At 60.9% G+C, this 13,622-nt stretch carries 9 protein-coding genes; 3 read left to right on the forward strand and 6 right to left on the reverse strand.

Going from position 1 to position 13,622, the window contains the following annotated elements; genetic code table 11:
• Positions 1–7: 7 nt before the first annotated feature.
• The 3 genes from efeB to efeU are packed head-to-tail and all read right to left on the reverse strand — an operon-like array spanning position 8 to position 3,388.
• Positions 8–1,315 (reverse strand): iron uptake transporter deferrochelatase/peroxidase subunit, encoded by a 1,308-nt coding sequence (gene efeB, locus A7J50_RS13735; protein ID WP_064452290.1) that lies wholly within the window; start codon positions 1,313–1,315, stop codon positions 8–10.
• 14 nt (positions 1,316–1,329) lie between these two features.
• Positions 1,330–2,532, reverse strand: coding sequence for an iron uptake system protein EfeO (efeO, locus tag A7J50_RS13740; protein ID WP_064452291.1), 1,203 nt, complete (start codon positions 2,530–2,532; stop codon positions 1,330–1,332).
• 10 nt (positions 2,533–2,542) lie between these two features.
• A complete protein-coding gene (gene efeU / locus A7J50_RS13745; RefSeq protein ID WP_064452292.1) occupies positions 2,543–3,388 on the reverse strand; it encodes an iron uptake transporter permease EfeU in 846 nt (281 codons plus the stop codon).
• A 167-nt stretch (positions 3,389–3,555) separates the two neighbouring features.
• Between efeU and A7J50_RS13750 the strand changes: the two genes are divergently transcribed.
• The 3 genes from A7J50_RS13750 to A7J50_RS13760 all read left to right on the forward strand — a co-directional run bounded on the left by A7J50_RS13750 (position 3,556) and on the right by A7J50_RS13760 (position 7,965).
• Positions 3,556–4,578, forward strand: coding sequence for an AraC family transcriptional regulator (locus A7J50_RS13750; protein WP_064452293.1), 1,023 nt, complete (start codon positions 3,556–3,558; stop codon positions 4,576–4,578).
• 187 nt (positions 4,579–4,765) lie between these two features.
• A complete protein-coding gene (locus A7J50_RS13755) occupies positions 4,766–6,196 on the forward strand; it encodes a glutamate decarboxylase (protein ID WP_064452294.1) in 1,431 nt (476 codons plus the stop codon).
• Positions 6,197–6,264: 68 nt separating this feature from the next.
• Positions 6,265–7,965: an aspartate:alanine exchanger family transporter gene (locus tag A7J50_RS13760; protein ID WP_064454931.1), complete on the forward strand. Its 1,701-nt coding sequence runs from the start codon at positions 6,265–6,267 to the stop codon at positions 7,963–7,965.
• A gap of 7 nt (positions 7,966–7,972) precedes the next feature.
• Here A7J50_RS13760 and A7J50_RS13765 read toward each other — a convergent pair whose 3' ends face one another.
• The 3 genes from A7J50_RS13765 to A7J50_RS13775 all read right to left on the reverse strand — a co-directional run bounded on the left by A7J50_RS13765 (position 7,973) and on the right by A7J50_RS13775 (position 13,619).
• Positions 7,973–8,875, reverse strand: coding sequence for a lipase family protein (locus A7J50_RS13765; RefSeq protein ID WP_064452295.1), 903 nt, complete (start codon positions 8,873–8,875; stop codon positions 7,973–7,975).
• A 152-nt stretch (positions 8,876–9,027) separates the two neighbouring features.
• Positions 9,028–10,443, reverse strand: coding sequence for an efflux transporter outer membrane subunit (locus A7J50_RS13770; protein ID WP_064452296.1), 1,416 nt, complete (start codon positions 10,441–10,443; stop codon positions 9,028–9,030).
• Positions 10,440–13,619, reverse strand: a complete 3,180-nt coding sequence (locus tag A7J50_RS13775; protein ID WP_064452297.1) for an efflux RND transporter permease subunit — start codon at positions 13,617–13,619, stop codon at positions 10,440–10,442. The genes A7J50_RS13770 and A7J50_RS13775 overlap by 4 nt, the downstream gene beginning before the upstream one ends.
• Positions 13,620–13,622 lie beyond the last annotated feature (3 nt).

The raw sequence follows: 13,622 nt of genomic DNA on the forward strand, positions 1-13,622 counted from the left end.
GTTTGTTTTAAGTGTTGGCAGTGGTTTGAGGGTGCGTTGCAGCAAGTAGCGTGCGCCCAATGAAATCCTTGGGGCCCGCCACCCCTGGCAAGGTGAAGAAGTACCCGCCGCCGACCGGCTTGAGGTATTCCTCCAGGGGCTCGCCGTTGAGGCGGGTTTGCACGCTGATAAAGCCTTTCTCCAGGTCAGCCTGGTAGCAGATGAACAACAGCCCCATGTCCAGCTGACCGTTTTTGTTGACGCCGTTGGAGTAGTTGAACGGCCGACGCAGGATCAGGTTGGCCTGAGTCTGCGGGGTGCGTGGGTTGGCCAGGCGGATGTGGGCATCGAGCTTGGTCAACTTGCCTTCCGGGTCCTTGCTGTAGTCGGGGACCTGGGTTTCTTTGTCGCCATCCATCGGCGCGCCTGTGGGTTTGACGCGGCCGATGATGCTTTCCTGTTCTTGCAGCGGAGTACGGTCCCAGCGCTCGACAAAGTTGCGGATGATCCGCACGGCCTGATAGCTGCCGTTGGCGGTCCAGGCGGGTTCGTCGCTGCCGGGCTGCACCCAGACAATCTGGTCCATGGCCTTGTTGTCGTTGGAGTTCGGGTTAGCCGAACCGTCACGAAAGCCCAGGAAGTTACGTGCGCTCTGCGCAGGCTCACCCGGTTTGACGGGGGCCTGGGGCGGTACGCTGCCTTCCTGCTTCCAGCGCACCAGCAGCAGGTCCGGCAGGTTCTTCACGATGTCGCGCAGGGCGTGGATATTGGTGTCCGGCGTGTTGGAGGAAAATTGCAGGCTCAGGTCGCCGTGGCACTGCGCCGGTTCCAGCGCGTCATTGGGGAAGCCGACCATGCGGATCAGGCGCTTGGGTTTGACGGCAGTGAGGCCGAAACGCTCATCGAAGAGCGACTCGCCGACGGAGACGGTGATCGTCAGGTTATCCGGTGTCACGACCGGGCCGAGGATGCCGGAGTCGGTGGGTGGCAGTTTCGGGTCGACTTGCGGCACGGTGCCGCCGGTCATCAGGAAGCCGATGCGCTCGTTCAACGTGCGGAACAGGCGCTCCAGGTCCTCGCGGTCGCTGGCCAGCACATCAAACGCTACGAGCATGCCGCAGGCCGGGCGCGGAGTGACGATGCCGCTCTGGTGCTTGCCGAAAAAGTCCTGATGGTCCTGGGTCTTGTCACTGCGCGGTGCGGTAGTGACCTGTTCGGCGGCGGCGGCCGCCATGGCCGGGCAGGTCAGGGTGCTGCCGGCAATCGCTGCGCCGGTGGCGGCCATGCCGAGCAGGACCCGGCGGCGTTGCGCGGAAAATTGTTCTGAATCACTCATGTGTTAGGTCGTCTTCACTGCAGGCCGGAAAGGCCAAGGGCGGGGTCGATTCCATCGAGTGCAACGGCCAGAGCCTTGGCCTTGTCGGCGATCTGCTTGCGCTGATCGGCGGTAACGCTGTCATACGCGCTGTAGCCGTTGTTGACCTTGAACCCATTGAGTTCGGCATCGAACGCTTCGAGGGCGCTGTCGATTTTCGGCAGCACGTCAGCAGCGGACTTGGTCAACAACGGTCGCATCAACTCCACCACCTTGTGGGCGGCTTCAAGGTTGGCGGCAAAGCCGTTCAAGTCGATATGGCTGTAGCGTTCCTCTTCACCGCTGGCGGCACGAACATCCGCTAGGCTATTGAGGTTGCGCACCACAATGCTCACCAGTTGCTCGGGTGGCAGCGACTGGGCCAGCAGTTGTTGCTTGAGCGCGGTGACGTCGCTGACCAGGCGTTGAGCAACCGGCGCCAGGCCATCCAGGCTGCGCTGCTTGAACAGGCTGTATTCAAGGCGGTGGAAGCCGCTGAAGGCAGGGTCTTGCTCGCGCTTTTCAAAGTAGTCGGCGCGGGCGTTGATCGCGTTATCCAGCTCGGCCAGGCGTTGCGAGGCCGGCGCCAGTCGCTGATACGCCTCGCGGGCCGGCACATACAGTGCCTGGGCCTGGGCCAGGTCGCCGGCCTCAATGGCTTGCTGCAGCGCGGTCACCGCCTTGATCAGTGCACTGCCTTGGCTGCTCAGGTACACGCGGAACTCCGACAGCGGACCGATAAAGGCCACCATCGACGGCTTGGCCTTGGCCTGGGCATCGGACGCCGCCGTCGGTGTGACGTGCAAGGTACCGCGCGGGTTGCTCAGCAAACCGCACGTGATCGCATAGTCGCCGGGCAGCAGGTTGGCGTTGATGATCTGGCTTAAACCCGGGGCGATATTTTCGCGCTCTTCAATCACCAGCACACCGTCCAGGATTTCCCATTCCACCGCGCGGTCGGAGCGGTTGATGATGCGAAAACTCGCGCGCCCGGCGGGCACGGTCAGTTCGTTGGGTTCGCAGGCGTGTCCATGGATGGTCACGGCAATTTCATCGTGGTTGGTCTGGCGTTTGGCCGCGGCCAACTGTGAGGCGTAGTAGAACAGCGCGCCGGCGGCGATCATCACCACCACCGAGCCGGCCACCGCCCAGCGCAAGGCGCGGGAAGGCGGTGCCGATTGAGGGGTTTGGTTGGACAAGAGACGGTCCTTACTGGCTGGAAACGGAAGAGGGGTTGGCGACGGGCCTGGCGGGGGGCGAGGGCAGGAAGAACATCACCAGCGCCACCACCAGATAAATCAGATAGGCGCCCAGGGTGCTGACCGTTGGCGCTTCCTGGTAACCGAACATACCGGCCAGGACTGAGCCCAGCGGGCTGTCCATCGGCAGCGCGGCACTGAAGTCGAACAGCACGGTTTGCAGGTGGTTCCACACACCGGCTTCGTGCAGGGCCTGCACCGAATTGGCCAGAATGCCGGCGGCTACCACGAGGATGAACAGGCCGGTCCAGCGGAAAAACGCGCCGAGGTTCAGGCGCATGCTGCCGCTGTAGATCAGGAACCCGACGATGATCGCCAGGATCAGGCCGAGCAGGGCGCCAATCGGTGCGCCCGGGCCTTCGCTCTGCTGGAACACCGCCAGCAGGAAGAACACCGTTTCCAGGCCTTCGCGGGCCACGGCGAAAAACACCATGGCGATCAGCGCAATCACCTGATGCCTGGAGCCTGTGAGCGCGTGGTCCAGGGATGCATGCAGGGAATGTTTGATCGAGCGCGCTACCTTGCGCATCCAGAACACCATGGAACTGAGAATGCCCACGGCGACCAGGCCTACGACACCTTCGAACAGTTCCTGTTGTTTTTGCGGGAATTCAGCGCTGACCAGTTCCAGGCCACCGCCTACCAGCAAGGCGAGGGCGGCGGCAAGGAACACGCCGATCCACACGGCGGGCATCCACTGGCCGCGACCGGTTTGTTGCAGGTAGCTGGCGATGATGCCAACGATCAATGCGGCTTCAATGCCTTCGCGCAGCATGATTAAAAAGGGAACGAGCATTCGGCACCGCATCAAGACTGTAGAAGATGCTAATTTGTAACATAATGATACTCATTACTAAACACTGAATGTCGACCTTTGCTGAACTACGGCTGAACGGTGGTGGCGAATCGCAACCGACCTTATGATGCTCATCCTCTTTTGTAGCGTTGAATAGCCCAACCCCCATGGCGGAAAAAGACACCATCTCCATCCATCTTGTCCGTGAGGCCTTACTGCAAAGTTGCGCCCCCGGCGCGGCCACCGTTGAAGCGTTGAGCAAGGTCGGGATCGCCCCGGCATGGCTGCAGCAGCCCAATGCTCGGGTGCCGGCAACGGCGTACGCGCGCCTGTGGCGCTTGTTGGCGCGGCGCCTGGATGATGAGTTCTTCGGCATGGACCCGCGCAAGCTCAAGTCCGGCAGCCTGGCGTTCCTGTGCCGCGCCGCAATGGCGCAGCCCAGTCTGGACACAAGTCTGGAAACCGGCCTGGGTTTTCTGTCGCTGATGCTTGAGCAGATGCCCGCTCAACTGGTGCGCCAGCAAAGCCTGGCAGAAATTGTGTTGCTGGAGCCCGAGTTGGAGCCCAAGCGGGCGTTTACCTATTTCACTTATTGGATGATCGTCCATGGCGTCGCCTGCTGGCTCGCGGGGCGACGCATTCCGATCCTGGCCATTGAGCTGCGTTGCTCGCAGCCGGACTTCTGTGACGATTATCGGGTGATGTTCTCCGACAACCTGCGGTTTGACCGGCCGCGCACGCGCATGATCTTTTCTGCCGACTGCCTGGACCTGCCGATCAAGCGCAGCCCGGAGGACCTCAAGCGTTTTCTCGCGCATGCGCCGGCCAACATCCTGGTCAAATACCGTGATCCGGATAGCCTGGCTACTCGCATCAAGAACGACCTGCGCCAGATGCCGCCTGACATGTGGCCGGAAACCGACGGCCTGGCCGCCAGCCTGTGCATCTCGGCTTCGACCCTGCGCCGCCGCCTGGCGGATGAAGGCCAGACCTATCAGGGCCTTAAAGACAGCGTGCGCAAGGAACTGGCGATTGTCTGGCTGGCTGAGCCACAGGTCAGTTTTGCCGAAATCGCCGGGCGGTTGGGGTTTGCCGACACCAGTTCGTTCTACAAGGCGTTTCGCAAGTGGTCGGGGTCCAACCCCGGGCATTACCGCAGTTTGATATTGAACGAAGCGATAAGCCAATAGGTCACTTGCAAGCGACCGACCCTCTCTGACCGCAGACCCATGGTTTCAATGATCTGGGGCACTTTCCGGCGCCGGATTATGTGTGATAGTCGGCGCGACCGTCCCATCGCTTGCCCCTGACGCAGCCTGATCGGCACTTGTCGCGATCAACGTCTACGCCATTTCCCTCATTCAAGAGCAGGATTTCATGGCACTTCACAAAACCGTAGAAACTCAAGACCAAGCCATCGAAGATGTGTATTCGAGCGGCTCGTCCCAGCACACCTTGCCCAAGTACCGTTTGCCTGATCACTCGACTACGCCGTCGGCGGCCTACAACCTGGTGCGCGATGAGCTGTTGCTTGACGGCAACTCGCGGCAGAACCTGGCGACCTTCTGCACCACGTGGGTCGAGCCCGAAGTGAAGCAGTTGATGGCCGATGCCCTCGACAAGAACATGATCGACAAGGACGAGTACCCGCAAACCGCCGAGATTGAAAACCGTTGCGTGCACATCATCGCCGACCTCTGGCATGCGCCCAAATCCTGGCAAACCGTTGGCTGTTCGACCACAGGTTCCAGTGAAGCCGCCATGCTTGGTGGCCTGGCCCTGAAGTGGAGCTGGAAGAAGCGTCGTGAAGCCGCTGGCCTGCCGACCGACAAACCGAACTTCGTGTGCGGCCCGGTGCAGATTTGCTGGAAAAAATTCGCGCGTTATTTTGATGTGGAAATTCGTGAAGTGCCCTTGCGCGGTGACGCCTTGGGCCTGCTTCCGGCCGACCTGCGAGAATATTGCGACGAGAACACCATCGGCGTGGTCGCGACCTTGGGCGTCACCTTCACGGGTATCTACGAGCCTGTCGCCGCGTTGGCCGCCGAGTTGGACTCGATGCAGCGCGATCTCGGCCTGGATATCCCGATACATGTTGATGCGGCGAGTGGCGGGTTTATCGCCCCGTTCATCCAGCGGACGCTGCAATGGGACTTTGTGATCGAACGGGTCAAATCGATCAACGCGTCGGGCCACAAGTACGGGCTGGCGCCGCTTGGCGTGGGCTGGGTCATTTGGCGTTCCACCGCCGACTTGCCGGAAGAGCTGATCTTCTACGTGGATTATCTGGGCGGCAATATGGCGACCTTCGCCCTGAATTTCAGCCGGCCGGGCGGTGAAATCATTGCCCAGTACTACAACTTCCTGCGGCTCGGGCGTGATGGCTATACGCGTATTCAGCAGGCCTGCTCCGACACGGCGCAATGGCTCGCCTCGGAAATCGTCAAATTCGCCCCGCTGGAGTTGGTGTACGACGGCAAAGACGGGCTGCCGGCGGTCTGTTACAAACTCAAGGACGGCATTGACCATGGATTCAGCCTGTATGACCTGTCCGAGCGCGTGCGCATGCGCGGTTGGCAGATCGCGTCGTACCCGCTGCCGTCAGATCGCCAGAGCGTCGTGGTGCAGCGCATCCTGGTCCGCCATGGCGTGAGCCGCGACCTGGTGGCGCTGTTGCTTGAAGACCTGCGCAAGGCCATTGCCTACTTGCAGAAAAACCCGGTGTTGAATTCCGACGCCGGGCCGAGCTTCAGCCACGGTGCGATTGCTGAGCCGGTCATCCCGGCCGACACCCCGAACCTCGCCTGAACGCATTGCATCTTCACCGGGCCTGAGGCCCGGTGCCTTTAGCGTTTCATCGCAAGGTACGAATCATCGTGACAGCCTTCTTCAATTTCCTGCACGACAACCCCTATATTCTGCTGTTCCTGGTGGTCGGCCTGTCCGTCTGGGTCGGGCGCGGCACCATCAAAGGTTACGGCTTGGGGGCGGTGGCCGGGGCTATCGTCATAGGCTGCGCCATTGCGACGTGGGCGTCTTACTACGGCGTGCATTTCGAGCTCGATAACTTCACCAAGAGCCTGTTTTATTACCTGTTCATGTACGGCGTAGGGTTGCGGGTCGGTCCCTCGTTTATCAATAGCCTGAAGGGCGATGGGTTGAAATTCACCTTTCTGGCGATTCTTTCGTCGTTCCTCGGCTTGGGCATCGTGGTGTTGGGGGTGAAGCTGTTGTCGCTGCCGGTGGGTGCGGCCGGCGGTATTCTTGCCGGTTCACAAACCATGTCGGCGGCCATCGGTTCGGCGGAACAAGCCATCACTTCCGGCGTCGTGCCGCTGCCACCGGGCACCACCGCCGCAGCGGCGACGGCCATGATTGCGCTGTCCTATGGCATCACTTACATCTGGGGCACGGTCGGCATCATCCTGATCTGCAAATACCTGCCGCGCTGGTGGGGAGTGGATGCACGCAAGGCGGCCAAGGCGTATGAGGTGGAGCATGGCGTGCCGAACGTTGACGACGCCGGGCTCAGTGGCTATCGGCCTTTTGACCTGCGCGCCTATCGATTGGTGAACAGTGAATGGGTGGGGCAAACCATCGCGCAGTTTCGCCAACAATTTGAGCTGTACCAGATCGAGAATGTCGAGCGCGGCGACCAGTTGCTCGGGGCCGATCCGGCACTGGTGCTGCAACTGGGCGATATCATTGCGCTGGGGGGCAGCCTTGATGCGCTGACGGATCACATGGGCCTGATCGGGCCGGAAGTGCCGGATGCCTGGGCGCTTAATATCCCGCTGGATGAGGCGGTGATTCTGGTGACCCACCGCGACGCGATCGGCAAGCAGCTCAAGCAGTTCAGCCAGTCGTCGATTGCCGGACAGGTGCAACTGGTGGGTATCGAGCGCGGCGGCGCGCCCATTCCCGTGGGGCTGGAAACACGCCTGCAACGCTTGGATGTGATGCACCTGATCGGCCTGCGTACGGCCATCGACAAAGCCACGGCGTTACTGGGCAAGGCAGGGCGGCCGAGTACCGCGACCGATTTGCTGACGCTATCGCTGGGTATGGTATTGGGCTTGCTGATCGGCCTGATCCAAGTGCCGGCGTTCGGTGCAGCGGTGGGCCTGGGCAACGCGGGCGGCTTGCTGGTGTCGGGGATTATCGTGTCGTCACTGGTGTCGCGAGTGCGCTTCTTTGGCAATACACCCAACGCGGCACGCAACATTCTTGAGGACATGGGGCTGATTTTCTTTGTCGCGATCGTAGGGGTGAATGCCGGGGCTAATCTGGTTTCACAAATTAGCCCGATCATCGCGTTGAAGATCTTTGTGCTGGGCTTTGTGGCCTGCACCATTCCGCCGTTTATCGTATGGGCGGTGGGGTTTCACGTGTTCAAGATCAACCCGGCGATCCTCATGGGCGGTGTGGCGGGGGCGCGTAGCCATTCCGGGCCAGCACGTGAAGCCGCCAAGGAGATCGACAGCAGCGTGCCCTGGATCGGTTTTCCAGTGGCGTATGCGGTGTCGGGGATTTTGCTGACGGTGTTTGGCTACTTCGCGATGGTTCTCGCACGCTGACGCCGATTCAGGAGGCTCCAGGCACAACACACTGTGCGCACTGTCGGTCATCGGCGGTGCAGCCGGGGTCCGCCATGGCTTGCTTATAGGCCAAAGGATCAAGCAGCGCCGTATAGCAAATCAGGTGGTGATTGCACAGGGGGTTGTCTTTAATCCCGAGACTTGAAGCACCGGCGGGAATTGTCTTGGCCTGCAACAACGCGTAGTAGGCGGAGAAATGCAATATGTCACTCTTTGGGACGGTCGGCACAACATCGCGTGCATAGTTGAAGAGGTCGTAGTTGCCGACTTGAGTCTCGAAAAAGTCCACGAACGTCTTGTTACCGGTTTTTGGCGAGGCAAACAGGCAGGCACTCGCCTTACAGCCTTGCAGGTTCAGGTCGAGGGTCAGGTAGGTTGCGAGGGCCGACCCCAGGCTGTGTCCCAACACCATCGGCGGGTTGGCCGCCGTGAGTTGGCTGATGCCGAGCGCCAGCGGCACCGGCGACGCACCGTCCGCGCCGTGGAATTGCATCGTCCGGTAGATGTCCCAAAAACCCTGATCCACCAGCCCGGCTTTCGGGTTGGGGTGGTTCATCATCAGGAAGTCGAGGTCGTCACCCCATTCCTGCGCACCGTCGGTGCCGCGTATCGCCACCACGTACTGGTCCTGGCCCTGGACGTTACGCTGGGCGACATAGCCGTAGCAGACGCGACTGCGCTGGTCGTCAGAGGCGCCGAGCATGGTCGACCTCAAGCCAAGGCCAGATATCAGGATGTCGTCCGAGCCTGAGATAAATCCCACCACGTTCCATCCCGTTTCGTTGATGCGTGGGTCGATTCGTGGCGGAATCTGGCGAGGATTTATGTCGCACAGGTCCCAGGCGTACATCACCAGTAATGCGTAGGGGGCAGCAGAAAGTCGATCCATCTCGGGCTCCTTGTGAAGTCATCACTGTGAATGAGTGAAGCACAAGATCCGTGTTAAACCTGCTGAATCCGCTATAAAAAAAGCCCCGCGACCGAATGGACCGCAGGGCTAAAAAATTGGCTGGATGCGACCAACCAAAGGAGCTCTTTACCTCACTTGCTGCTGGCGACGACGGTGTCCGGCTGCCAGCCACCACCGAGGGCTTTGTAGATCGCGACAATCCCGCGATACAAATCCACTTCGGCCTGTGCCTGTGAGTCTTCCGCCGCCAGGCGCTCACGTTGCGCGTCGAGCAGCACCAGAAAGTCCACCGTCCCTTCGCGATAACGGATCGCGGCAAGGTCGGCGGCGGCGCGGCTGGATTCACTTTGACGAATCAGCGAGACCAGACGCTGCTGGCGTTTGCCGTAATCACTGAAGGCATTTTCCGATTCTTCCAGAGCCAGCAATACTTGCTGCTCATACGTCGCCAGGGCGCCATCGGCCTCGGCATTCGCGCCGCGCAAACGCGCACGCACGCTGCCCAGGTCAAACGCCGCCCAGGTGATGCTCGGGCCGAGGGACCAGGCATTCGCGGCCGCCGAGCCGATCTGCGAACCGCGCCCGGCGGTAAAGCCGAGGAAGCCGCTGAGGCTGACCCGCGGGAACAGGTCCGCCTTGGCCACGCCGATACGGGCAGTAGCGGCGGCCAGTTTGCGTTCGGCACTGAGAATGTCCGGGCGACGTTGCAGCAGTTGCCCCGGGTCACCGATTGGCAACGCCTTGGCAATCGCCGGTAGGTCTTTCGGGCTCAGGTCCACGGTCAGCTTGTCGGGGCGCTGGCCGAGGAGGGTGGCGATGCGGTTACGCTCGCGTACTTGCTCGGCTTGCAGTTGCGGCACGCTGGCTTCAACCGCCGCCAGGCGGGCATCGGCGCGCTCCACGTCGAGTTGGTCGCCGACGCCGGCATCACGCAGGCTGACGGTGATGGTGCGCGATTCCTGCTGGTTCTTCAGGTTGTCCAGGGCGATGCGTTCGCGCAGTTGAGCGCCGCGCAGTTGGCCGTAGGCGTCCACCAACTCGGCAATCATGGTGACTTGCAGTTGGTACAGGTCGGCTTCCGCCACCTGTTGGTCAGCGTCGCTGGCTTCGAGGTTGCGGCGGATGCGGCCGAACAAGTCGACTTCCCAGGCCATGTCCAGGCCCAGGTCGTAGCGTTCGCTGTTGACGCGCTTGGTGGTCTGGCCGGGAATCTGGCCTTTGCCCACGTCGCTGCTGGCACGGCTGGTCACCACCGGCATGATGTCGTTGGCCGCGTCATCGCGAATCGCGCGGGCGGCTCGCAGACGGGCGAACGCTACACGCAGGTCGCGGTTACCGCTCAGCGACTGGGTCACCAGTTGGTTGAGAGTAGGGTCCTCGAACTGCTGCCACCAAATGCCTTCGTACTGGGCATGGTCATAGCTTTTGGTGTCGGCGGCGGCCGTGATATTGGCAGCCGCAAGCTTCTCGGTTTTGTAGTCCGGGCCGACGGCGCAGGCGCTCAGCGCCAATACCAGCAGGCTAGGCAGGAATACTTTCACGCTCATTGCTGTGTCTCCAGCTTCAAGGCCTTGGCCGCTTTGCGCGCTTCGCTGCGCTCCACATAGCGACGGATCAATACGTAGAATACTGGCGTCAGCAACAGGCCGAAGAAGGTCACCCCGATCATCCCGGAGAACACCGCCACGCCCATGGCATGACGCATCTCGGCACCGGCACCGCTGGACAACACCAGTGGCACCACACCCATGATGAAGGCGAACGAGGTCATCAGGATCGGCCGCAGACGCAGACGGCAGGCTTCCAGTACCGCAGCGAGCGGATCGAGCCCCTCGGCCTGTTTATCCTTGGCAAACTCGACGATCAGAATCGCGTTCTTACACGCCAGGCCCACCAGTACGATCAAGCCGATCTGGGTGAAGATGTTGTTGTCGCCGCCGGAGATGATCACCCCGGTAATGGCCGACAGCAGCGTCATCGGTACGATCAGGATCACCGCCAATGGCAGGCTCCAGCTTTCGTACTGGGCCGCCAGTACCAGGAACGCCAGCAGTACGCAGAGCGGGAACACGAACAGTGCAGTGTTGCCCGAGAGGATTTGCTGATAAGTCAGGTCGGTCCACTCGTAGGTCATGCCGTTGGGCAGTTCCTCTTTCAGCAGCTTTTCAATCGCTGCCTGGGCCTGGCCGGAGCTGTAGCCCGGTGCGGCGTTGCCGTTGATTTCGGCGGTGATAAAGCCGTTGTAGTGCATCACGCGGTCAGGGCCCGAGGTGTCGCTGACCTTGATGAAGGTCGCCAGCGGGATCATCTCGCCTTTGTTGTTACGCACTTTCAACTGGCCGATCTGGTCTTCATCCTGGCGGAACTGCTGCTCAGCCTGCACGTTGACTTGATAGGTACGGCCGAAGCGGTTGAAGTCGTTGGCATACAACGAACCCAGGTAGATCTGCAGGGTGTCGAAGATGTCGCTGACCGCCACGCCATGGGTCTTGGCCTTTTCGCGGTCGATGGCGGCATCGACCTGGGGCACGTTGACCGTGTAGCTGGTGAACAGTCCGAACAACTCCGGCGTGGTGCGGCTCTTGGTGATGATGTTCTGCACTTCTTTGTACAGCTCGTCATACCCCAGGTTGCCACGGTCTTCGATCTGCAGGCGGAACCCGCCAATCGTGCCCAGGCCCTGTACCGGCGGCGGTGGGAAGATTGCCATGTAGGCTTCTTCGATGCCGCTGTACTTGCCGTTCAGTGCACCGGCAATCGCACCTGCAGACATGCTCGGGTCTTTACGTTCGTCGAACGGCTTCAAGGTCACGAACACGATGCCGCTGTTCGGGCTGTTGGTGAAACCGTTGATCGACAGGCCCGGGAACGCTACGGCGCTTTCCACGCCCGGTTGCTTCAGCGCGATGTCGGACATGCGCTTGATCACATCTTCAGTGCGGTCCAGGCTCGCAGCGTCCGGCAATTGCGCGAAGGCCACCAGGTATTGCTTGTCCTGGGCCGGCACGAAACCGGTCGGGGTGTGGGCAAAACCGAACCAGGTCAGCACCATCAAACCGGCGTAAAGGAACAACGCGATACCGCTGCCACGAATCACCCGGCGTACGGTGCCGACGTAACCGTGGCTGGCCTTGACGAAGAAGCGGTTGAAGGGACGGAACAACCAGCCGCCGAAAATCTTGTCGAGCACCTTGGAGAAGCGATCCTTCGGCGCATCATGACCGCGCAGCAACACGGCAGCGAGGGCAGGGGACAAGGTCAGCGAGTTGAAGGCCGAAATTACCGTCGAGATCGCAATGGTCAACGCGAACTGCTTATAGAACTGCCCGGTCAAGCCGCTGATAAAGGCTGCTGGAATGAACACCGCACACAGCACCAACGCGGTGGCGATGATCGGGCCGGTCACTTCGCTCATGGCTTTTTCAGTGGCCTGGAACGGTTCCAATCCCAACTCGATATTACGCTCGACGTTCTCCACCACCACGATGGCGTCGTCCACCACGATACCGATCGCCAGTACCAGGCCGAACAGCGACAGCGCGTTAAGCGAGAAGCCAAACAGGTGCATCACCGCAAACGTACCGATCAACGAGACCGGCACCGCCACCAATGGAATGATCGAGGCGCGCCAGGTTTGCAGGAACAGAATCACCACCAGCACCACGAGGATCAGTGCTTCGAACAGGGTGTGCACCACCGCTTCGATGGAGCCACGCACGAAGATGGTCGGGTCATAGACGATGCTGTAGTCCATCCCTTGCGGGAAGTTCTTTTTCAGCTCTTCCATCTTGCCGCGCACTTCGTTGGAGATCTCGATGGCGTTGGAGCCTGGGCGCTGGAAGATCGGGATCGCCACGGCCGGCTGGTTGTTGAGCAACGAACGCAGGGCGTATTGGCTGGAACCCAGCTCGACCCGTGCGATGTCCTTCAGGCGCGTGATTTCACCGTTATCGCCTGCGCGAATGATGATGTTCTCGAACTCTTCTTCCGTCACCAGACGGCCCTGAGTGTTCACCGACAACTGGAAGCTGGTGGCATTCGGCGCAGGTTGCGCACCCAGGGCACCGGCGGCCACTTGACGGTTCTGTTCGCGGATCGCATTCACGACATCAGTGGCGGTCAGGTTGCGCGACGCGGTCTTGTTCGGGTCCAGCCATACACGCAGGGAGTAGTCGCCCATGCCGAACAGCTGCACATCACCCACACCGCCCAGGCGTGCCAGCTCATCCTTCACATTGAGCAAGGCGTAGTTGGACAGGTACAGCATGTCGTAACGCTGATCCGGTGAGGTCAAGTGCACCACCATGGTCAGGTCCGGGGAAGCCTTGTCCACGGTGATACCGATGCGGGTCACTTCCTCAGGCAGTTTCGGCTGAGTCCGCGTCACACGGTTTTGCACCTGCACCTGCGCGTTGTCCAGGTCGGTGCCCAGGGCGAAGGTGATGGTCAGGGTCAGCTTGCCGTCGGCGGTGGACTGCGAGGACATGTACAGCATGTTCTCGACGCCGGTGATGGCTTGCTCCAGGGGAGCGGCCACGGTTTCACCGATGACTTTGGGGTTGGCACCCGGGAAGTTGGCACGCACCACGACGGTCGGTGGCACCACTTCCGGGTATTCGCTGATCGGCAGTTGGAACAGCGAGATTGCACCGGCGATCAGGATCAACAGCGACAGCACCGCTGCGAAGATCGGCCGTGAAATGAAGAACTTGGAAAAATTCATCTT

Origin of the sequence: Pseudomonas antarctica (assembly GCF_001647715.1) — a bacterium.
GTDB classification, from domain to species: domain Bacteria; phylum Pseudomonadota; class Gammaproteobacteria; order Pseudomonadales; family Pseudomonadaceae; genus Aquipseudomonas; species Aquipseudomonas antarctica_A.